Consider the following 21,581-nt stretch of genomic DNA (forward strand, 5'->3'; position numbering starts at 1 on the left):
GCTGCGCGGACGTCAGCGGGTCCGATAGCGTGGTCGCGAGTTTTTTCAAGATCACGTACGGGGACTGCGCGTACTGGGACCGCGCGTACTGGGATTGGGGGCCGCCGGTGAAAGGCACGTGGGTGAAGCGCGCGGTCGTCGCCGCCGTGTTCGGCGTCGCGGTCGTGGCCTCCGCTCCCGCGGCGGCCGCGTCCGCCGGGCTCGCGGCCCGGCCGGCGACGGCGGCCGGTGAACGGGTCGTGCTCGTCGGAATCCCCGGCCTGATGTGGAGCGACGTCACCCCGGCCGACACCCCGAACCTCTGGCGGCTCGCCGGCGACTCCGCCCTCGGCTCTCTGTCGGTGCGGGCCGTACGCAAGGACACCTGCCCGTACGACGCCTGGCTCACGGTCTCGGCCGGGGTGCGGTCGGCAGTGGGGGGAGCGTGCGGCATGGCCCCCACGCCCAAGGCCGACGGCGAGGGGGCGGTGGTCCCCGAGTTCTCCTGGCTGTGGGAGGTGCGGGAGCAGCGCGAGGCGGGCACGCTCGGGCAGGCCCTGCACGCGGCCGGGCGGACGACGATGGCCGTAGGCCCGGGAGCGGCGCTCGCGCTGGCCGACCGCGAGGGCCGGGTGGACGCCTACGCCCCCTCGCCCGCCGAGGTCACGCAGTGGTCGCGCGGCGACGTGGTCGCCGTGGAGATTCCCGACCTCGTCGCGCCCTACGTCTCCGGCGACCGGCTGAGCGACGTGCCCGAGCGCCTGTCCGCGGACGCGCGGCGGGCCGCGGCGCGGGCGGCCGACGCGAAGCTGGGCTCGTTCCTGCCGCGGCTCGGATCGGCGACGGTGCTCGTCGCCGGGCTCTCCGACCACGGTTCGGTCCCCCACCTCAGGACCGCCATGCTGCACGGCCCCGGCAGTGGACTCGGCGGTGGACTCGGCAGTGGACCGGCGCGGACGCTCGGCGCCCGGTCCACCCACAGGGACGACATGATCATCCTCCCGGACCTCACCGCCACGATCCTGGCCAGGACCGGGGTGGCCGCTCCCCCGGCCGTCGTCGGCGTGCCGGTCGAGACCCATGCGACGGGTGGAAACCTGGACGAGCGTGTGGCGGCCCTGCGCACCGCCGACGTCGCCGGGCAGACGATCCGCGACACGACAGGCGTCTTCTTCACCACGCTCGCCGTGCTCCAGGTGGTCTTCTACGTCACCGCGTTCCTGCTGCTGCGCCGCCGTGACGGGCTGCCCGCAGTGCGGGCCGCCGCCGTGGCGCTCGCCTCGATCCCCGTCTCGACCTACCTCGTCAACCTCACCCCGTGGGCCCGTGCGGCACAGCCCGCGGTCACGCTCTTCGCCTCGATCGCGGCGATCGCCGCGGCGCTGACCCTGGCGGCCCTGGCGGGACCGTGGCGGCGGAGCGTGCTCGGGCCGCTGACCGTGATCGCGGCGGTGACCGCAGCGGTGCTTCTCGGCGACCTGCTGACCGGCACGCCCCTGCAGCTCAACAGCCTGATGGGCTACACGGGCGTGGTCGGCGCCCGCTACTACGGCCTGGGGAACATCCCCTTCGCGTTGCTCGCCACGGCCGTGCTGCTCGTCACCACGGCCGCCGCCGATCGGCTGGTGAGAGCGGGCCGCAAGGCCGTCGCGGTGGCCCTGGTCGCCGCGCTCGGGGCCTTCGCCATGCTGCTCGACGGCTGGCCGGGCGTGGGCAGCGACTTCGGCGGCGTCATCGCCTTCGTCCCCGGCATCGCGGTCACCGCCCTGATCGTGGCGGGCAGGCGGGTGTCGATCGTCAAGCTGGGTGCGTTCTGCGCCGCGGGCGGCGTTCTGGTGATGGCGATCGCCTACCTCGACTACCTGCGCCCCCCGGCCAGCCAGACGCACCTGGGCCGCTTCGTGGGGCAGGTGGCCGACGGCACGTTCCTGCCGGTGATCTCCCGCAAGCTCGGGGCCATGCTCTCCACGCTGCTCAGCCCCAACCTGATGCCCGTGGTGATCGCCGCGTTCGCGTTCCTCGTCTTCGCGCTGCTGCGGCCGGGGGCGGCGAGCGCCGGCGTCCTGCCGATCGCGTTCGAGCGGGCGCCCATGCTCAGGGCGGGCCTGCTCGGCGCGCTCGTGAGCGGCCTGGTCGGCATGCTCGTCAACGACTCGGGGGCCGCGGTGCTGTCCATGGCCCTGGCTCTGGCCGTGCCGCTCGTCCTCAGCGCGGGCATCCGCGCCCTGCAGCACGGCGAGCAGGTCCCGGCCGCCGGATCGCCGGGCCTGCCGCCGAGCCCCGCGGCGGCCTGACACCGTTCGGGGCGACCGGATCTTGGCCGAGGAGCGGTCAGGAGGCGGCGGGCCAGGCGTCGGCGAGCAGGTCACGCGTGTCACGCAGCAGCTGCGGCAGCACCTTGGTGCGCCCGACCACCGGCATGAAGTTGGTGTCGCCGCCCCACCGGGGCACGACGTGCTGGTGAAGGTGGGCGGCGATGCCCGCGCCCGCCACACTGCCCAGGTTCATGCCGACGTTGAAGCCCTGCGCCCCGCTCGCCTTGCGCAGCGCCTGCGTCGCGCGCTTGGTGAAGTCGGCCAGCTCCGCCGTCTCGGGCCCGTCGAGGTCGGCGTAGTCGGACACGTGCCGGTAGGGGCAGACCATCAGGTGCCCGGAGTTGTACGGATAGAGGTTGAGCACGGCGAACACGGCCGATCCCCTGGCCACGATCAGCCCGTCCTCGTCGGGGAGCTTGGGAATCTCGCAGAACGGGCAGCCGTCATCCGCGCCGGACCCGCTGGGCTTGTTCTCACCCTTGATGTAGGCCATCCGGTGCGGGGTCCACAGGCGCTGGAAGCTGTCGGGAATCCCGGCGCCCGACTGCTCGATCGGCTCTGAATCCACGTCCGCGATCTCCTCCGCTCCCGTTGTCCCTGTGCACTGTTGCATTTGGTACTGGGCACTGGCAGCAGCATATGACCTCGCGGATCTCCTCTCACCGGCCGGGTTGCACCAGGCCGACGACCACCAGGCCGACGACCGTCGGCCCACCGATATCCGCGGACACCGGGCGGCTCGCTCGGTCATCGGGCAGAATGCACCTGCCGGACGCCCCACCCCCGAGGAGCCGTCACATGAGTGAGACCGCCGCCGTCGAGGAGCGAGTGGAAGAGCAGACCGACGCGTACGCCGAGGGGAGCCTCGACGACCCGGCGGGCCTGGAGGCGGCCGATCCGGCGGCGCCGGAACTCCCCTTGCAGACGCCGAGGCCCGAGGCGCCGACCGCCGACGTCCTCAAGGGCCGGATCAAGGTCGCTGACGAGGTGGTCGAGAAGGTGGCCGCGCTGGCCGCCCTGGAGATCCCCGGCGTCGCCGACCTGGGCGGCGACCTCGAGCGCGCCTTCGAATCCGTACGTGACCGCATCGGCGTGGGGACCAAGCGGGCGACGCAGGGCGTGCAGGCCAGGATCCAGGACCAGCGGGTCTCGGTCGACGTGACCATCGTCATCGTGTACGGCCACGTGGTGATGGACGTCGCCACCGAGGTCAAGGTCAACGTCGCCAGGTCGGTGAGCCGGATGCTCGGCATGCGTGTGGTGGAGGTCAACGTGACGGTCGACGACGTCCGCCTCCCCGGTCAGGACTCCCCCACCAGGGACGCCCCGGCCGCCTGACCCAATGCCGCCGGAGGACTTCCCCCGCGGCCGGGGAGATCCACCTCGCGCGGCCGGGGAGAAGCGAGAACGCGGGGGCCCCAGGTGGGGCCGCCCGCGTTCGAGGCGATGACGGGTCAGACCTGGATGCGGCGGCGGACCGCGTCGACGATCTCGGCGACCGCCTGCTCGACCGGCACGCCGTTCTTCTGCTCGCCGCTCCGGTAACGGAAGGAGACCGCGCCCGCGGCGATGTCGTCGTCGCCGGCCAGCAGCATGTACGGCACCTTGGCCTTCTGCGCGTTGCGGATCTTCTTCTGCATGCGGTCGTCGCTCTCGTCGACCTCGACCCGGATGCCCTCCTCGCGCAGCCGCTTGGCGACGTCCTGCAGGTAGGGCACGTGGGCGTCGGCGATCGGGATGCCGACCACCTGCACGGGGGCCAGCCACGGAGGGAAGGCACCCGCGTAGTGCTCGACCAGCACGCCGAAGAACCGCTCGATCGACCCGAACAGCGCCCTGTGGATCTTGACGGGCCGCTTCCTGGTGCCGTCCGCGGCCTGATATTCCAGCTCGAACAGCTCGGGCAGGTTGAAGTCGAGCTGGATGGTCGACATCTGCCAGGTGCGGCCGATGGCGTCCCGCGCCTGCACGGAGATCTTGGGGCCGTAGAAGGCCGCGCCGCCCGGGTCGAGCACCAGCTCCAGGTTCTCGGACTCGGCGACCTCGCGCAGCGTCTCGGTCGCCTCCTCCCACACCTCGTCGCTGCCGACGTACTTCTCCGGGTCCTTGGTGGACAGCTCCAGGTAGAAGTCGTCGAGGCCGTAGTCGCGCAGCAGATCGAGCACGAACCGCAGCAGCGACTTGAGCTCGTCACGCATCTGCTCGGGCGTGCAGTAGATGTGTGCGTCGTCCTGGGTCAGCCCGCGTACTCGGGTCAGGCCGTGCACCACGCCCGACTTCTCGTACCGGTAGACCGTGCCGAACTCGAACAGCCGCAGCGGCAGCTCGCGGTAGGACCGCCCGCGCGCCCTGAAGATCAGGTTGTGCATCGGGCAGTTCATCGGCTTGAGGTAGTAGCGCGCGCCCTCCAGCTCCATGGGAGGGAACATGCCGTCGGCGTACCAGTCGAGGTGGCCGGAGATCTTGTAAAGGTTCTCCTTGGTGATGTGCGGGGTGTTCACGAAGGAGTAGCCCGCCTCCTCGTGCCTGCGGCGCGAGTAGTCCTCCATGACCCGGCGGATGACGCCGCCCTTCGGGTGGAAGACCGGCAGGCCCGAGCCCAGCTCGTCAGGGAAGGAGAACAGGTCGAGCTCGGCGCCCAGCCTGCGGTGGTCGCGCTTTTCGGCCTCCTCCAGGAAGTGGAGGTACTCGTCCTGCTTCTCCCGCGACTCCCAGGCGGTGCCGTAGATGCGCTGGAGCTGCGGGTTCTTCTCGCTGCCCCGCCAGTAGGCGCCGCCCGACCGCATGAGCTTGAACGCCGGGATGACCCGGGTGCTCGGCAGGTGGGGCCCCCGGCACAGGTCCTTCCAGCACAGCTCGCCCGTCTTCGGGTCGAGGTTGTCGTAGATGGTGAGCTGGCCGCCGCCGACCTCGACGCTCGCGCCCTCGGTGGACTCGGCCGCGCCGCCCTTGAGCCCGATCAGCTCCAGCTTGTACGGCTCGGCGGCGAGCTCCTCGCGGGCCTCGTCGTCGCCGATCGGACGGCGCCGGAAGGTCTGCCCCTGCTTGACGATCTCGCGCATGCGCTTCTCGATGCGCTTGAGGTCGTCGGGAGTGAACGGCTCGCGGACGTCGAAGTCGTAGTAGAAGCCGTTCTCGACCGGCGGGCCGATGCCCAGCTTGGCCTCGGGGAAGATCTCCTGGACGGCCTGGGCCATGACGTGCGCGGTGGAGTGGCGCAGGATGGCCCGGCCGTCGGAGCTGTCGATCGCGACCGGCTCGACCACGTCGCCCTCGGCGACCTCGGCGGCCAGGTCGCGCAGCTCGCCGTTGATCCTGGCGGCGATCACCGACCTGCCGTCGGCGCCGAGCGCCTCCCCGGCCGTCGTACCCGCCGCCACCACGCGCTCGGCTCCGGCGAGGGTGATGCGTATCTCAAGGGCGGCGGACACGGTGGCTCCTTAGGACAGGGTCGATGCATGGATCTCGGTGGCCGCGCGCACGCGCGGCGGCGGCTCCGGTCGCATCCGATGCTACCGGTGCCGTCGCCCCCGAATGGCGGTGATGCGCCGCGCCCGCTCCCCGGAATCAGTACGGCCACGTCCAGTCGCGGATCTCGGCGGGGTCCTCGCCGAACTCGCGGGTGTGGGCGCGGGCGCGCAGCCGGGCGTCGGCCATCCGCTGACGCAGGTGGGCCGCCCTGCTGCCCAGGCCGGGCACCCGGTCGATCACGTCTATCACCAGGTGGAAGCGGTCGATGTCGTTGAGCATCGCCATGTCGAACGGCGTGGTCGTGGTGCCCTCCTCCTTGTAGCCGCGCACGTGCAGGTTCTCGTGCCCGTTGCGCCGGTAGGTCAGGCGGTGGATCAGCCACGGGTAGCCGTGGAAGTTGAAGATGATCGGCCGGTCGGTGGTGAACAGCGCGTCGAACTCGGCGTCGCGCAGGCCGTGCGGATGCTCGGAGGCCGGCTGCAGCCGCATGAGGTCGACCACGTTGATCACCCGGATCCGCAGCTCGGGCAGGTGCTCGCGGAGCAGCGCGACGGCGGCCAGGGTCTCCAGCGTGGGCACGTCACCGGCGCAGGCCAGCACGACGTCGGGATCCGTGCCCTCGTCGGTGGAGGCCCAGTCGAGGATGCCCAGCCCTCGGGTGCAGTGGACGATCGCCTCGTCCATGCTCATCAGGTCGAGCACGGGCTGCTTGCCCGCCACGACGACGTTGACGTAGTCGCGCGAGCGCAGGCAGTGGTCGGCGACCGACAGCAGGGTGTTGGCGTCCGGCGGCAGGTAGACGCGGACGACCTCGGCCTTCTTGTTGACGACGACGTCGAGGAAGCCGGGGTCCTGGTGGCTGAAGCCGTTGTGGTCCTGGCGCCAGACGTGGGACGACAGCAGGTAGTTCAGCGAGGCGACCGGCCGCCGCCAGGGGATCTTGCGGGAGGACTCCAGCCACTTGGCGTGCTGGTTGAACATCGCGTCCACGATGTGGATGAACGCCTCGTAGCAGTTGAACAGCCCGTGGCGGCCGCTCAGCAGGTAGCCCTCCAGCCAGCCCTGGCACTGGTGCTCGCTGAGCACCTCCATGACCCTGCCCCGGGGACCGAGGTTCTCGTCGGTGGGCAGCAGGGCGGCCTCCCACTCCTTGTCGGTCGCCTCGAAGACGGCGGACAGGCGGTTGGAGGCGGTCTCGTCCGGGCCGAGCAGCCGGAAGTTCGTGGGGTTGGCCGCGATGACGTCGCGCAGGAACGCCCCGAGGACGCGGGTCGGCTCGCTGGAGGCGCTCGCCGGCGCCTTGACCTCGACCGCGTAATCGCGGAAGTCGGGCAGCGCGAGCGGGCGCAGCAGTTCCCCGCCGTTGGCGTGCGGGCTGGCGCTCATCCGCAGCGGCCCGTCCGGGACGGTCCGCGTGATCGTCTCGATCGGCCGTCCGTCGGCGTCGAACAGCTCTTCGGGCCGGTAGGAGCGCATCCACTCCTCCAGAGCCTCCAGCCGGTCGGGCCGGTTCCGCACGTCGGTCAGCGGCACCTGGTGGGCGCGCCACGTGCCCTCGACCGGGAGCCCGTCGACCTCGCGCGGCCCGGTCCAGCCCTTCGGCGTACGCATAATGATCATCGGCAGCGGGCCGCCGTCGGCCATCTGGTCGAAGACGGTGTCGAGGGTCGCGGCCATGAGCTCGTGCATCTCCGCCGGTTCCTGGCCGGAGACGATGTGCGGTCGGTAGCCGTACCCCTCGAAGAGCTTGACCAGCTCGCCCTCCGGGATCCTGGCCAGCACGGTCGGGTTGGCGATCTTGTAACCGTTCAGGTGCAGGATCGGCAGGACCACCCCGTCGGTGTCCCGGTTGAGGAACTTGTTGGAATGCCAGCCGGTGGCGAGCGGGCCGGTCTCGGCCTCGCCGTCGCCGACGACGCAGGCCACCACCAGGCCGGGATTGTCGAAGGCCGCGCCGTACGCGTGGGAGAGGGCGTAGCCGAGCTCGCCACCCTCGTGGATGGAGCCCGGAGTCTCGGGGGCGACGTGGCTGGGGATGCCACCGGGGAAGGAGAACTGGCGGAAGAGCCTGCGCATGCCCTCGGCGTCCTGGGTGACGTGGGGGTAGCGCTCGGTGTAGGTGCCTTCGAGCCACGCGTGGGCGACCGCCGCCGGGCCGCCGTGACCGGGGCCGGCGATGTAGATCATGTCCTGGCCGCGCTCCCGGATGATCCGGTTGAGGTGGGCGAAGCAGAAGTTGAGCCCGGGCGTCGTGCCCCAATGGCCGAGCAGCCGCGGCTTGACGTGCTCGGGGCTGAGCGGCTCGGTCAGCAGCGGATTGTCCATCAGGTAGATCTGGCCGACGGACAGGTAGTTCGCGGCCCGCCAGTAGGCGTCGATGTTCCCGTATGCGTCCATGCCCCTGACACTTTCCCAGCAGCGGCGGCCGAACCAGGGTCTTTCGCCCACAAAACAGCGTGCCCACCGACTGTAGTCTTGGCGCCATGTCCGGCACCCGATGGCTCGACGAGGAGGAGCAGCACACCTGGCGTTCCTACCTGCGGACGAGCCAGCTCCTGCAGGAGGCCCTCGAACGGCAGTTGCAGCGCGACTCGGGCATGCCGCACGCCTACTACATGATCCTTGTGGTCCTCTCCGAGTCGCCCGGGCGGACCATGACGATGACGGAGCTGTCCGCCATCCTCCAGTATTCGGTCAGCCGCCTGTCCCACGCCGTCTCCCGGCTGGAGGAGAAGGGCTGGGTGCGGCGGCTCAAGCGGCCGGAGGACCGGCGCACGACCGTCGCCGAGCTCACCGACGAGGGCTTCGCCGCTCTCGTGGAGGCGGCGCCGGGCCACGTCGAGGAGGTCCGCCGGGTGCTGTTCGACCCCCTCACCCCCGGCCAGGTGCGGCAGTTCGGCGAGATCCTCGACACGATCCTGTCGGCCTTCGAGTACCAGAGGTCCGCGGAGGCCGGGCGCCCTCCCGCACTCGACGCCGCCGCCCAGTGAATCCGGCACCCTCGGCGGTCTCGGACGGACCGTCCGCGCCGTGTGGATGACGTGCCGGTCGGGGAACCCCTCGGGGCGCCGCGCGCCGTGACCGGCGACGCCGTGGGCGGCCGCCTGCGGGGACGGATCAGGTTCCGGGCGGGTCGGGGTGGAGCATGAGCAGCACGGCCCGGTTGCGCTCGTCGTGGCCCTGGTAGACGTGGGGCCGGGAGGCCTCGAACCGCAGCGAGTCGCCCTCCGCCAGGTCCACCGGCGCGTCGGCGGGCCCCGCCGTGATCCGGCCGCCCGTGAGGACCAGGCACTCCTCGACGCCCGGCAGGTGGGGCTGCGACTCCTGCCCGTCGGTGGCCACCTCGATCGCGTAGACCTCCACGGTGCCGCGCAGCCGGATGCGGTGCAGCAGGCGGGCGCTCACGGCGTCGCCGGTCACGGCGGGCCGTTCGTCGCCCGCGCGCACGACCTCCACGACGGGAGCCGGCGGTTCGATCAGCTCCCCCAGTGAGACCCTGAGCGCGGCGGCGAGGGCCCACAGCGTGCCGAGGGTGGGGTTGCCCGCGCCCTGCTCGATGCCGTGCAGCGTCGTCTTGCTGACCCCGCCCGCCGCCGCGAGGTCCGCCAGGGAGATGCCGGCCGCGTTCCGCAGCCGGTGGACGTTGTCGCCGACCACTTGCGCCATGTTCACACGTATCAGCATAGTGGTACGCCGATATCAACATAACGAACGGAGTTCCCATGACCGTGTCCCGGCTCCGCGACATCCCCGGCATCGGGGTCGACGTCGTCGGCGACGCCGCCGACGCGGCGGACGATCCGGAGTTGCTGCGGCTGGAGAACCTGGACACCGACCTCCGGCCGCCCGCCGTCGCCATCGAGGCGACCCGGGCCGCCCTCGACGACGACGCGGCCAACAGCTACCTGCCGTTCCAGGGCCGCCGCTCCCTGCGTACGGCCGCCGCCGCGCATGTGGGCCGCATGGCCGGGCGTACGTACGACCCCGGCACCGAGTGCGTCAGCGTCGCGGGCGGGCTCAACGGCGTGCTGAACACGCTGCTCGCCACCGTCGAGCCGGGGCGTGAGGTCGTGCTGTGCGACCCCGTCTACGCGGGGCTGGTCAACCGGGTGCGGCTGGCGGGCGGCGTCCCGCGCTTCGTGCCCGCCAGGGCCACGGCCGGGGGCTGGACGCTCGACCCGGAGGAGCTGGCCGCGGCGGTCACCGGGCGGACCGCCGCGGTGCTGATGATGAGCCCGCTCATGCCGACCGGGCTCGTGCTCGACGACCGCCACTGGGCGGCGCTCGCCGCCGCCTGCGAGCGGCACGACGCCTGGTTGATCTACGACGCCGCGATGGAGCGCATCCGCTTCGACGGCCGGGCTCCGAGCCACCCCGCCGCCCGCGACGACCTGGCCGGCCGCACGATCACCGTCGGCTCGGCGTCGAAGGAGCTGCGGCTCATCGGCTGGCGGGTCGGCTGGGTGGTGGGGCCGGCCGCCGTCCTCGCCGACATCCGCCTGGTGGGCCTCACCAACGTCGTCTGCCAGGTGGGGATCGCCCAGGAGGCGGTGGCGGCCGCCCTGGACGCGCCGGACGCCGAGGCGGACGTGGCGGCGGCCACCGCGGTGTGGGCGCGCCGCGGGGACGCCGTCCTCCGCGAACTGGCCGGCTATCCGGTCGTTCCGCCGCACGGCGGCTGGTCCGCCCTGGTCGACACCCGCCCGCTCGGGCTGACGCCCGCCGAACTGGCCCGGCTGTTGTTCGAACGCGGCAGGGTCGCCGCCACGCCCATGGACGGCTGGGGCCCGTCGGGGGCGCACTACCTGCGGCTCGTGTTCGCCAACGAGCCGGTCGAACGGCTGGCCGGGCTCGGCGAGCGCTTCCGCCGCGCGATCGGCTGACCCTCAGGCCTTGGGGTTTCGCTGCGCTTCCGGGTTGTGCCGTGCGATGGCGGCGTTGAGCGCGGTGGCGAAGACCGTCCATCCGGCGTACGGCAGCAGCAGAAGCCCGGCCGTGCGGTCCTGGCGGAGGAGGCGGCGGGTCAGCAGCACGTTCGACACGTTGAGCGCGAGGATCTCCGCGAGCGCGAGGCGGGGGTTGCGGGCCTTGAAGAACAGCGGCGGCCAGGCCGCGTTGAGCGCCAGGTTCGCGGCGAGCGCCCGCCGCAGGGCCGGCCGGGAGCCGTCGTCGCCGTGCGACAGCGCCCGGGCGGAGGCGTAGGCGATCGTCGCGTACAACGGCGTCCAGACCAGGCCGAACGCCTGCGGCGGCGGCTGCCAGGAGGGCTTGCGCAGCCGGGCGTACCAGCCGGAGCGGACGTCGGTGGACAGGCCGCCGACCGCGGCGGTGGCCGTCACGGCGAGGGCCGTGCGCAGCAGCGTCTTCTTCGATGTGCGTCTCATGCGTCCTCTTTCTTCCCGGTGGTCCGCGCTCATGCGGGGATGTGGTTGCGCAGGCGCAGCGCGTCGGGATACGGGGACAGGTAGGTCTGGTCGCGGACGTACCGCGCGTGGACGTACTGGGCCCCCGCGCCCCTCGCGTGGTGCCTGAGCAGGGCGAGCGGCACCGCGAGGGCGACCCTGCGGGCCTGATACGACGCGATCACCTCGGCCAGGTCGGCCCGGCGGACCGGGTCGAGCTCCCGGCCGATCATGCCGAGGCAGTGGTGCAGGACGTTGACGTGACGCCCGACCGTGGCCCTGGCGGCGAGGGCCGCCCGGAACGCCCGGCCGTACTCGCGGGCCAGCGACTCCCGTGGGCGCTCGCCCGCCGCGGCCACGAGCCGCCCGATCTCCCGGTACGCCGCGGGCGCGTGGGCGAGGATCTGCATCTTGTGCCGGGTGTGGAAGGCGACCAGGTCGCGCGCGTGCCAGTCGCCGGCCAGCAGGGCGCGCAGGCGGGCCGAGGCGAAGATCCGCTCGACGAACGCCTCCCGCAGCACGGCGTCGTGCAGCCGGCCCTCGTCCTCGACGGCCAGCTCCGGGCGGGCCGCGGTGAGCGCGGCGGCGAAGACGCCCTTCCCGCGCCGGTCGGCCGCGGCGCCGGACTCGGCGTACACGGGGATTCCGTGCAGCCCGCAACTCGGGCTCCTCGCCTTGAACACGTACCCGTCGATGTCGGCCAGACCGGCCGCGCGGTCGGCGGCGAGGGCGGTCATCGGCGCGGTCAGGTCCTCGCGCGTCCGGCGGGTGACGAGCCGGGGCCCGTCCGGGGAGCGCTCCAGGCGGAGCGTCTCGCGCGGGGCGCCGAGGCCGAGCTCGATCTCGGGGCAGACCGGCACCCAGTCCACGTGCTCCGCGAGCTCCGCGCTCAGGAACCGGTCACGGCTGTGGCCGCCGTTGAACCGCACGGGAGCGCCGAGCAGGCAGCTCGACACGGCCACCCTGGGCCTGATCGCTTCCACAGGCTCCATGATCAGGCCGCCGGCCGCAGCAGGGTGGACAGGCGGTGGAGGCCGCGGGCCGTACGCGCCTTGACCGTCCCGAGCGGGACCCGCAGGTGCTCGGCGATCTCCCGCTGCGTCAGGTCCCCGTAGTAGGCCAGCTCGATCGCCTGGCGCTGCACCTGCGGCAGCGAGGCGAGCGCGCGGCGGATCCGGTCGCGGTCGGCCAACTCGTCGCCGTCCAGCCGGCCGTCGCGCCCCGCCGGGTCGGGGACCGCCTCCAGCGGCACCGTCGCCGGCGCACGCGCCCGCAGGTGGTCCACCGCCCGGTTGCGGGCGATGCCGAACAGCCAGGCCGACAGGCTGCGGCCCGGGTCGAAGCGGTGCCGGAAGCGCCACACCTCGGTGAAGACGACCTGCAGGACGTCCTCCACGTCCTGGGGCGGCACGAGTTTACGCAGGTAGGAGCGCACGGCCGGCGAGTGCACCCGGTAGCACTCCCCCAGCGCCCCCGTGTCCCCCGCGGCGAGGCGGAACTCCAGGGTCTCCTCCATCGGCCCCCCTTGGACAGAAGACTGGACGAGAAACTTACTCAAAACCTATTCATACCTGCCCGCGTCAGCAGCGGACAACCATGGGGGCCGAACACTGGATCAAAAATGCGCCAAATAGGGCCGAATCACCGCAGAGTGGTCATTACCGCCGAGAGGGCGTCACGAAACGTGTTCGCCCGGACGACGTGCGTGGGCAGGCCGTCCCACCATCCGGGGCCGCCGACCACGACGCGGCAGGCGGGGCGGAGCCCCGGCAGACCGGCCAGCGGGGCCGGATCGCCCGTCTCCCGGATCTGCGACCACACGAACACCGCCGCGGGACCGAGGCGGCGCATCGCGTCCGCCAGGGCGGTGTACGGCGTGCGCGCCCCGAGCACGCGGGTCTCCACCCCGAGCACGCCGAGCGCGGCGGCCAGCGCGTGGATCGGCAGCACGTGCTGCTCCTCCTCCGCACCGGCCAGCAGGACAGGACGGGGATGCACGGGCGAGGGCGCACGCGCGGAGAACCGCGCCAACGCGGCCTGGAGCCGGTCGGAGAACAGGTGCTCCACGTCGATCCCGGCTCCGGTGTCCTGCTGCCTGCGGGTGACGGCCGCGAACACCGGCAGCACGAGCCGCTCCCACGTCCACACCACGCCGTGCGCGGCCAGCGCCGCGTCCAGTCCCGCGTTCACGGTCGCGGCGTCCAGCGCCGTCGCCGCGCGGGCCAGCATCACCGCCGACAGCAATCCGGGTTCCGGGGCCGGCCGTACGGCGGAGGCGGACGGCACCGAAGGCTCCGGCGGCCTGGGGGTCTCCGGCGGCCTGGGGAACTCGAACGGACCGGGGGACTCGGGCCGTCCGGGCGGCTCCGGTGGCGCGGCGGCTCCCTCCCCTGCCGGAGACGCCGCCCGCTCCCCGGGTGCGGGCCTCGGCCGCAGCGCCTGCCTGGCGGCGTCGGCCGGCGGCATCCCGGCGCGGATCAGCCGGTTCATCTCCTCCAGGCGGCGCAGGTCCGCGTCGTCGTAGCGGCGGTGCCCGCCGGGGCTGCGCCTGCTCGGGCCGATGCCGTACCTGAGGTTCCATGTGCGCAGCGTCGACGCGGGCACGCCGAGCCGCCGGGAGACGGCCCCGATGCCGTAGCCCGGCTCCTCCTCGGCGGCCGCGTTCTCACCGGCCCCCGACCCGCCCTCGCGCGTCACGTGCTCACCCCGTGTCCATCCGATCGTCGCCGCGGCCCCGCGCACGGCGCCCGTGCCCGCCCCTGACCTTGTTTCGGCTGGGGCCACCGGCACGGATGCAACCGCCGGAGCGGGCGGGCGCGAAAACTCTACTGACGGCGCCGCCGATCACCGTAACGATCGAAGGAGCAGTGGGCATGCTGACGTTGACCCGCGAGACCGGCAGTGTTCGGGACGAGACGCGGGAGCCGTTCGATCGCCACCTTTCCGACCTGTTCGACCGCGCCCTGAACGAACTGCTCCGGCGCGAGATGAGCCGGTTGTCCTTTCTGGGCACCGACGACCGGGAGGTGCTACGGCGTCACCTCGCCGACTTCGTCGTGCGCGGCGGCAGGCGGCTGCGGCCGGCGTTCGTGTACTGGGGCCACCGGGCCTCCGGCGGCTCACCCGACGACCTCGGGGCCGTGCTGGCGGCGGGCTGCTCGATCGAGCTCCTCCACGCGTGCGCGCTGATCCTCGACGACGTGATGGACGAGTCGCCCCTCCGGCGCGGCCGGACGACCGCCCATCTGGCGCTCGCCGAGCGCCACCGGGAGCTCGGCTGGGCCGGGTCGCCGCGGCGGTTCGGGGAGTCGGCCGCCATCCTGCTCGGCGTGCTCGCCTTCACCTGGGCCGACTCCGCGCTGCTGGCCGACCGCCGCAGGCTGGCCGACGCCCTGGAGGTCTTCACCCAGCTGCGCGTGGAGCTGATAGCCGGGCAGTACCTCGACCTGACCTGCGCCGCCCGGGGTGGCGGCGACCACCGGGAGGCACTGCTGATCTCCACGTACAAGTCGGGCAAATACACGGTGGAACGGCCGCTGCACCTCGGTCACGCCATCGCGGGAGGCGAGCCCGGGCTGCGCCGGGTCCTCAGCGCGTACGCGCTCCCGCTGGGCGAGGCGTTCCAGCTCCGCGACGACGTCCTCGGCGTCTTCGGCGACCCGGCGCGGACCGGGAAGCCCGCCGGGGCCGACCTGCTGCAGGGCAAGCGGACCTACCTGCTGACGCTGGCGCGCGAACGCGCGGACGGCCCGGGAGCGGCGCTGCTGGACGCCCTGCCGGGGACGGGCGAGGCGCGGCCGGACCACCTGGCCGCGGCCCGGGAGGTGATCGTCGCGACCGGCGCACTGGAGGCGGTCGAGCGGCGCATCCGCGGCCTCACCGACTCCGCGGGCGAGGCGCTGTCCGGGGCGGACATGCCCGCGGACGCCCGGGCGGCCCTGCTCGGCCTCGCCCGCCGCCTGGCCCAGCCCGGCCCCGCGGCTTCGCCCGATCAAGCCGACCGCGCGGCCTCGTCCGGCCCCGCTCCTCTGGCCGGCCCCGCTTCCCAGCCCGGCCCCGCTGCTCTGGCCGGCTCCGCGGAGCCGGCTGCCGGCGGGGCGGGCTGATGACCGCGGGCGGGCCGGTCGTGGTGATCGGCGCCGGGCTGGGCGGCCTGTCCGCCGCGATGCGCCTGGCCGGGGCGGGCCGTGAGGTGACGGTCGTGGAGGCCGCCGACGTGCCGGGCGGCTGCTGCGGCACGGCCACCCTGGGCTCCCACCGCTTCGACACCGGCCCCTCGGTGCTGACCATGCCGGGGGTGCTGGCCGACACCTTCGCCGCCGCCGGGCAGGACCTGGAGCGCTGGCTGCCGCTGCGGCGGCTCGATCCGTACTACCGGCTGACCTTCCACGACGGATCGCGGCTCGACGTGGTGGCGGGGGCCGACGCGATGACCGAGCAGGTGCGGGCGCTGTGCGGGCCCGCGGAGGCCGGGCGCTACCGGCGGTTCCGGCACCTGCTGGGAGAGATGTTCGAGGCCGAGTGGGGCGCGTTCATCGACCGCGACATGACCCGGCTGCGGGCGCTGGCCCGGCCGTACGCGCTGGCACGGCTGGCCGCGCTCGGCGGCTTCCGCCGGCTCGACGGGCTCGTGCGGCGTCACCTCACCGACGAGCGGCTGATCAGGGCGCACACCTTCCAGGCGCTGTACGTCGGCCTGTCGCCGCGCCGCGCCCTCGGCGTGTACGCCGTGATCGCCCACATGGACACGGTCGGCGGGGTCTACTTCCCGCAGGAGGGCGGCATGCACGCCGTCCCCCGGGCCATGGCCGCCGCCGCGGAGAAGGCCGGGGCGGTCTTCCGATACGGCGTGCGGGCCACGCGGATCGAGACCGACGGGGCGGGGGTGGTCGCCGTCCGCCTCGGCACCGGCGAACGGCTCGCCGCCCGGCACGCCGTGGTGGCCTGCGACCTGGTCCGGGCGCACGGCCGGCGGGGCGGCGACGGCCTGCTGCCCGAGGAGGCGGCCGACTGGCGGCTGCGGCGGCCCCGCTTCTCCCCCTCCTGCCTGGTGGCGCACTTCGCGCTCGACCGGCGCCCGGAGGGGCAGGCTCACCACACCCTGCACTTCGGGCGGGAGTGGGAGACGACGTTCGCGGCCCTGGAGGCGGGCAGGCCGCAGCCGGACCCGAGCCTGCTGGTGACTTGCCCGGCCGACGGCGGCCCCGCCGTGCTCAGCGTGCTGGAACCCACCGCGAACACCCGGGGCGGCGCCGACTGGACCACCCTCACCCCCCGTCTCGTGGACCGCATGGTGGGCCGGCTCGCCGGCCTCGGGTACGGCGACCTGTCCGGCACCCCCCGGCTGGTGTTCGATCCTCCCGCCTGGCGGCGGCGCGGCCACGCGGCCGGCACGCCCTTCGCGCTCGACGCCCGGTTCACCCAGACCGCGTGGTTCCGCCCGTCCGGCGCGGCCCGGCGGGTCCCCGGCCTCCACTTCGCCGGCATGTACACGGCTCCCGGGGTCGGGGTGCCGCCCGTTCTGATCTCCGGCCGTCTGGCCGCCGAACGCATCCTGGAGAGCGCCCCATGAGCACGCCGAGCACGCCATCCCCGGCGCCGGCCGCGACGCTGACGGCCGGCTACGAGCGGTGCCGCAGGCTGCACGCGAGCTACGGCCGCTCGTACTACCTGGCCACCCGCCTGCTGCCCGCCTGGAAACGGCCGCACGTCCACGCGTTGTACGGCTTCGCCCGCTACGCCGACGAGATCGTCGACTCGCTCGCGCTGACCGGCGACCGGGCCGCGGCGCTGGAGCGCCTGTCCTCCCGGCTCGCCGCCGCGCTCGACGGCGAGCGCGTCCACGATCCGGTGCTCCCCGCGTTCACGCACACGGTGCGGGCGTTCGGGATCGACCAGGCCGACGTGCGGGCGTTCCTCGCGTCCATGCGCGCCGACCTCACCGTGGACCGCTACGCGACCTACGATGACCTGCTGGGATACATGGAGGGATCGGCGGCGGTCATCGGGACGATGATGCTGCCCGTGCTGGAGGCCCTGCCGGGCGAGGAGGCGCGGGCCCGCGAGCCCGCCCGCCAGCTCGGGCTGGCCTTCCAGCTCACGAACTTCATCCGCGACGTCCGCGAGGACCTGGCGCGGGGCCGCATCTACCTGCCGCTGTCGGACCTCGACAAGTTCGGCGTGACCGAGGCCGACCTGGCCGCGCCGTACGCCACGCCGGCGGTGCGGGAGCTGGTGGCCTACGAGTGCGACCGTGCCCGCGACCACTACCGGCGGGCCCGCGACGGGATCGCGCTGCTCGCGCCGTCGTCCCGGCCGTGCATCAGGGCCGCGTACGAGCTGTACGGCGGCATCCTGGACGAGGTCGAGGCGGCCGGGCACGACGTGCTGGTGAGGCGGGCCAGGGTCTCCCGGCGGCGCAGGCTCGCGATCTTCGCCCGGCACCTGCTCGCCGCGCGTGCCGCCGCGCAGGCCGAGCGCCGTGTGGAGGTGGCCTGACGTGGAGCCCGGACAGGACGCCGCGCCGGGCGCCGGTCCGGTCCCCGGGCCGAGGATTCCCGCCCCCGAGCGGGACGTGATGTCCCGGCCGGTCGTGGTGGACGCCATGGGCGGGGACCACGGGCCCGCGGAGATCGTGCGGGGGGCGGTCGAGGCGTGGCGGGAGCACGGCGTGCCGGTGGTTCTCGTCGGCCAGGCGGGAGTCGTACGCGGGGAACTGGCCCGGGCCGGGGCGGCGGGCGAGATCGACGTCGCGCACGCCGCCGACGTCGTGCCGATGACCGAGCGGGGCGCGGGTGCGGTCCGCATGGGCTGCTCCAGCCTGGCCGTCGGTTTCGATCTCGTGCGGGACGGAGCGGGCCCGGCCTTCGTGTCGGCGGGGTCCACCGGGGCCGTGGTCGCCTGCGCGGTCGACCGGCTGGGCACCGCGCCCGCCGTGCTGCGCCCCGCGCTGGCCGTGGCGCTGCCGACGACGGCGGGCGGGGCCACCGTGCTGATCGACGCCGGCGCGACCGTGGATCCGACGCCCGAGATGATGGCCCAGTTCGCGCTGCTCGGGGCGTCGTACGCGCAGCTCGTGCTGGGCGTGGCCGACCCCCGCGTCGGGCTGCTGTCGATCGGCGCGGAGCCCGGCAAGGGCAACCGGCTGACCCGCCGGGCCGAGATCCTGCTGCGCGGCATGCCTCTGCGTTTCCACGGCAACGTCGAGGGCGGCGACGTGCTCACCGGAGGCGTCGACGTGATCGTCACCGATGGCTTCACCGGCAACGTCCTGCTGAAGAACGTGGAGGGGACCGTGCGCGCCACGCTCGCCCTCGCGGCGGCGGAGGGCGTGGCCGGGTCCGCCGACCTCGGCCGGGTGGCGCGACGCTACGACCCCGAGACGCACGGCGGCGCGGCCCTGCTCGGGCTCACCCGCACCGTCGTCGTGGCGCACGGCTCCTCCCGGGCCGCGACCATCGCCAGGGCCTGCGTGGTGGCGCGCGACCTGGCCGAGGGCGAGGTCGTGGCCCGCCTCGGCGACCGTCTCGCCATCCGATCAGGCCGATCACCGGCGTGATCGTAGCTTCGGTGGGGGATCACGACGGAGGGTGGGCCAGGAACGCGAGAACGGCGGCGACGCGCCGGTGGATCGCCGGTTCGTCGGTCAGCCCGAGCTTGCTGAAGATGGAGTTGACGTTCTTCTCGACGGCCGAGACGCTCAGGTGCAGGTGGGCGGCGATGGCCGCGTTGCTGCGCCCCGCCGCCATGCCTTCGATGACATGGCGCTCCCGCTCCGTGAGCCGGCTGAGGGGCGAGGCCTCCTGACGCGCACGCCGCTGCACGAGGCCTTCGACGACGACCGGGTCGATCACGCTGTCCCCCTTCGCGACGGCTCGTACGGCGGCGAGGAGCTGGCTCCGGTCGCCCACGCGGTCCTTGAGAAGGTATGCGAGGCCGGTCATGCCGTCCTTGAAGAGTTCGAGCGCGTAGTCGGGATCGGCGTGGTTGGACAGCACCACGACCCCGAGGGCCGGATGCCTCTCGCGGAGACGGTGCGCGGCGGCGACACCCTCCAGCGTGTGCGTCGGCGGCATCCGGATGTCGGTGATGACGACGTCGGGCCGGTGCTCGTCGACCGCCGCCATGAGGCGCTCCGCGTCCTCCACCGAGGCGACGACGAGGGCGTGGCCGTCGAGTTCGAGCAGTTGCCGGGTGCCCTCGCGGACGAGGTAGTGGTCGTCGGCGAGAACGACCCGCAGGGGTGGTGTGTCAGGCGGTTGCGGCATCTTCCATCACCGAGGTCGGGAACGATGCGACGACAGTAGTACCGGCGCCGAGGGCCGAGCTGATCTCGAGCCGCCCTCCGACCGCTTCGACGCGGTCGCGCAGCCCCGCCAGCCCCGAACCGGTCGTGCCCGCGGCGAAGCCGGCGCCCTCGTCGGCGACCGCGACCCGCAGCCCGTCGGCGGCGAGCGGAGTGACGACGATGCGGGCGCGTCCGGCCCCTGAGTGCTTGATCACGTTGGTCGTGGCCTCACAGACGACGTAGTAGGCCGCGGTCTCCACCGCCGGCGCGAACCGCGTCTTCGCCAGCCGGGGGTCGGCGTCGACCGTGAAGGGGATCGGCAGTAGGTCGGCCTGCGCCTCGATCGCCGGCACGAGGCCCCGGTCGGTCAGCAGCGGAGGGTGGATGCCCCGGACCAGGTTGCGCAGGTCGGCGAGCGACCGCTGCGCCAGCGCGTGCGACTGGGCCGCGATCTCGCCCTGCGACGTCTGCTCGCCGAGCATCGCCCGGAGCAGTTCCAGCCGGGCGAGCAGGACGACGAGTTGCTGCTGGATGCCGTCGTGCAGGTCGCGTTCGAGCCGGCGGCGCGCGTCGTCCTCGGCCCGTACGAGCCTTTCGCGCGACGCGGCCAGCTCGTCGACCCGGCGCGCGAGGGCGGCGGCGAGATCGGCGCCCCGCAGGGCGAGCGCAGCGTGCCGTGCCAGCACGGTGAGCAGCCTGACGTCCTCGTCCGACCAGCCGCCGCGCCGCGGCCCGCACTCGATGGCGCCGATGTCCTCCCCGGCCGCCACGAGCGGGACGACGAGCCGTGCCTCGCCCGCGCGGGGCGACCCGGCGTGGGCGTGGATGCCGGACCGGCACCGGATGTCGATCCAGGCCACGTCCATTCCCGTCGCGATCGTGGCGGCGGCGCGGGCCGCGAGCGTCTGCGGGTCGGTGCCCTCGATCGACTCGGTGAGGTGGCGCACGAGGGCGTGACCGCGAACGCGGCCCCCGCTGAGGACGCGGTCGACGAGGGCCTCCAGCCGGACGCGCACCGTGTGGCCGCTCACCGCCGCCACGCTCGCGACCGCCACGGCTGGCAGGGCGCCGCCGCGCCCGGCGAGGGCGGCGGCCGCCGCGTAGAGGGCGAGGATGAGAGCCAGGACGCCGCCATAGGCGAGGGTGCGGGCGGCATACAGCTCGACCTGCAGCAATCGGTAACGGCGGACGCCCGCGAGCAGCGCGATCGGCAGCGCCCCGGCGACGGGGACGAACACCAGCGCCCACCGGTCGCCGAGCACGTAGGCGCCGGCGGGCGTCGCGACGAGCATCAGCGCGAGCACCGCCGCGATCGTGAGCGGCCAGAGCAACTGCCGGCGGCGCTCCCCGGTCGCCCCGTGCACGCGGGCGACGAGGGTCGCGAGCCCGGCGAGCACCAGCAGCGGCAGCGCACCCGACAGGTCCACCGGCCCCGGGCCCCACGGGAGCGGGGCCGGGGCCGTCTGCGCCGCCCGGCCGACTTCCAGGGCGAGGTCGGTCTGCCGGGAGGTGACGGCGGCGACCACCGGGACGACGACCGCGGCGGCGACGCTCGCCGTGACCATCGCCCATCGCATCCGGCCCCGCACGCGTTCGTCGGGGAAGACGGCGAGGAGGATCGCCAGAGCGGCGAAGCCCGACCAGTAGACGACGTCCGCGGCGACGGCGGCCAGCCACGGCAGCCAGCCGGCCTCGTCCGGGACGGCGACGCCGATGACGCTCGCGATCGCGAACGCGACGAGATGGCACGTGCCGACGGCGGCCAGCCACCGTGCGCTCGCGTGCTCCGGACGCGCGCCCAGCGCCACCAGTCCGGCCAGCCACCACACCGCCGCCAGCGCGACGGGAAACAGCAGATGGGGAGCCGACACCGTCAGCGACGCCCAGGCGCACACGGCGACGGCGGCCCCACCCGCCGCGGCCGGCGCTCCAACCACAACCCGAGCCGTCATCCGTCCATTGTCAGGCGGAGACCGGGCGAGGGACACGGAGGCAGGCCACCGGCCCCACTGCGGACAACCTCCGTTCTCCGGTGCGGTGACGCGGACCGTACGCGGTGGCCGGCAGGGCGGCGCCTGGCGGCGGGTGGCTCGTAGCGTCCCTGTCGTCCATCGCATACCCCAACCT

The 21,581-nt window shown here is 73.7% G+C and carries 18 protein-coding genes; 8 read left to right on the top strand and 10 right to left on the bottom strand.

What is annotated here, in order from left to right; translation table 11 throughout:
- The first annotated feature begins 29 nt into the window (after positions 1–29).
- Positions 30–2,273 (top strand): hypothetical protein, encoded by a 2,244-nt coding sequence (locus QSK36_RS29850; RefSeq protein ID WP_285784659.1) that lies wholly within the window; start codon positions 30–32, stop codon positions 2,271–2,273.
- 37 nt (positions 2,274–2,310) lie between these two features.
- Here the strand turns inward: QSK36_RS29850 and QSK36_RS29855 are convergent, their stop codons facing one another.
- Entirely contained in the window at positions 2,311–2,862 is a 552-nt protein-coding gene (locus QSK36_RS29855; RefSeq protein WP_285784660.1) for an HIT family protein, read from the bottom strand.
- A gap of 230 nt (positions 2,863–3,092) precedes the next feature.
- Between QSK36_RS29855 and QSK36_RS29860 the strand changes: the two genes are divergently transcribed.
- Positions 3,093–3,632, top strand: a complete 540-nt coding sequence (locus tag QSK36_RS29860) for an Asp23/Gls24 family envelope stress response protein (RefSeq protein ID WP_183537158.1) — start codon at positions 3,093–3,095, stop codon at positions 3,630–3,632.
- A 116-nt stretch (positions 3,633–3,748) separates the two neighbouring features.
- Here the strand turns inward: QSK36_RS29860 and thrS are convergent, their stop codons facing one another.
- Both thrS and QSK36_RS29870 read right to left on the bottom strand, forming a co-directional pair.
- Positions 3,749–5,725, bottom strand: coding sequence for a threonine--tRNA ligase (gene thrS, locus QSK36_RS29865; protein ID WP_183537156.1), 1,977 nt, complete (start codon positions 5,723–5,725; stop codon positions 3,749–3,751).
- A gap of 136 nt (positions 5,726–5,861) precedes the next feature.
- Entirely contained in the window at positions 5,862–8,162 is a 2,301-nt protein-coding gene (locus QSK36_RS29870) for a phosphoketolase family protein (protein WP_285784661.1), read from the bottom strand.
- A gap of 86 nt (positions 8,163–8,248) precedes the next feature.
- Between QSK36_RS29870 and QSK36_RS29875 the strand changes: the two genes are divergently transcribed.
- Complete coding sequence (locus tag QSK36_RS29875; protein WP_183537152.1) at positions 8,249–8,755, top strand: MarR family winged helix-turn-helix transcriptional regulator; 507 nt, start codon at positions 8,249–8,251, stop codon at positions 8,753–8,755.
- Between the two features lie 127 nt (positions 8,756–8,882).
- On the opposite strand, the gene QSK36_RS29880 is transcribed toward QSK36_RS29875, so the two are convergent.
- Positions 8,883–9,431 carry a helix-turn-helix domain-containing protein gene (locus tag QSK36_RS29880; protein WP_285784784.1) on the bottom strand — a complete coding sequence of 183 codons (549 nt, stop codon included), beginning with the start codon at positions 9,429–9,431 and terminating at the stop codon, positions 8,883–8,885.
- A 56-nt stretch (positions 9,432–9,487) separates the two neighbouring features.
- Between QSK36_RS29880 and QSK36_RS29885 the strand changes: the two genes are divergently transcribed.
- The gene (locus QSK36_RS29885) at positions 9,488–10,648 is read left to right on the top strand and encodes a pyridoxal phosphate-dependent aminotransferase (protein WP_285784662.1); all 1,161 of its coding nucleotides are present in this window, start codon (positions 9,488–9,490) and stop codon (positions 10,646–10,648) included.
- Positions 10,649–10,651: 3 nt separating this feature from the next.
- Here the strand turns inward: QSK36_RS29885 and QSK36_RS29890 are convergent, their stop codons facing one another.
- From QSK36_RS29890 to QSK36_RS29905, 4 genes are all read right to left on the bottom strand, one after another.
- Positions 10,652–11,149, bottom strand: a complete 498-nt coding sequence (locus QSK36_RS29890; protein WP_285784663.1) for a TspO/MBR family protein — start codon at positions 11,147–11,149, stop codon at positions 10,652–10,654.
- Positions 11,150–11,178: 29 nt separating this feature from the next.
- Positions 11,179–12,159 carry a YbgA family protein gene (locus QSK36_RS29895; RefSeq protein ID WP_285784664.1) on the bottom strand — a complete coding sequence of 327 codons (981 nt, stop codon included), beginning with the start codon at positions 12,157–12,159 and terminating at the stop codon, positions 11,179–11,181.
- A 2-nt stretch (positions 12,160–12,161) separates the two neighbouring features.
- Positions 12,162–12,683: an RNA polymerase sigma factor gene (locus QSK36_RS29900; protein ID WP_182899056.1), complete on the bottom strand. Its 522-nt coding sequence runs from the start codon at positions 12,681–12,683 to the stop codon at positions 12,162–12,164.
- 125 nt (positions 12,684–12,808) lie between these two features.
- Positions 12,809–13,864 (bottom strand): MerR family transcriptional regulator, encoded by a 1,056-nt coding sequence (locus QSK36_RS29905; RefSeq protein ID WP_285784665.1) that lies wholly within the window; start codon positions 13,862–13,864, stop codon positions 12,809–12,811.
- A 176-nt stretch (positions 13,865–14,040) separates the two neighbouring features.
- Here QSK36_RS29905 and QSK36_RS29910 point away from each other — a divergent pair, with 176 nt between their 5' ends.
- From QSK36_RS29910 to plsX, 4 genes are read left to right on the top strand one after another with little or no spacing between them, the layout of a single operon-like run.
- Positions 14,041–15,273, top strand: a complete 1,233-nt coding sequence (locus QSK36_RS29910) for a polyprenyl synthetase family protein (protein ID WP_285784666.1) — start codon at positions 14,041–14,043, stop codon at positions 15,271–15,273.
- Complete coding sequence (locus QSK36_RS29915; RefSeq protein ID WP_285784667.1) at positions 15,273–16,739, top strand: phytoene desaturase family protein; 1,467 nt, start codon at positions 15,273–15,275, stop codon at positions 16,737–16,739. Before QSK36_RS29910 ends, QSK36_RS29915 begins: the two co-directional genes overlap by 1 nt.
- Positions 16,736–17,665, top strand: a complete 930-nt coding sequence (locus QSK36_RS29920; protein WP_183537142.1) for a phytoene/squalene synthase family protein — start codon at positions 16,736–16,738, stop codon at positions 17,663–17,665. Before QSK36_RS29915 ends, QSK36_RS29920 begins: the two co-directional genes overlap by 4 nt.
- Position 17,666: 1 nt before the next feature.
- A complete protein-coding gene (plsX, locus tag QSK36_RS29925; protein WP_352241139.1) occupies positions 17,667–18,725 on the top strand; it encodes a phosphate acyltransferase PlsX in 1,059 nt (352 codons plus the stop codon).
- Between the two features lie 19 nt (positions 18,726–18,744).
- Here plsX and QSK36_RS29930 read toward each other — a convergent pair whose 3' ends face one another.
- On the bottom strand, positions 18,745–19,434 hold the full coding sequence (locus QSK36_RS29930) for a response regulator transcription factor (RefSeq protein ID WP_183537141.1): 690 nt from the start codon (positions 19,432–19,434) through the stop codon (positions 18,745–18,747).
- Positions 19,418–21,406, bottom strand: coding sequence for a sensor histidine kinase (locus QSK36_RS29935; protein ID WP_285784668.1), 1,989 nt, complete (start codon positions 21,404–21,406; stop codon positions 19,418–19,420). The genes QSK36_RS29930 and QSK36_RS29935 overlap by 17 nt, the downstream gene beginning before the upstream one ends.
- Between the last annotated feature and the right edge of the window lie 175 nt (positions 21,407–21,581).

This window comes from Microbispora sp. NBRC 16548 (assembly GCF_030268985.1).
GTDB lineage: Bacteria > Actinomycetota > Actinomycetes > Streptosporangiales > Streptosporangiaceae > Microbispora > Microbispora catharanthi.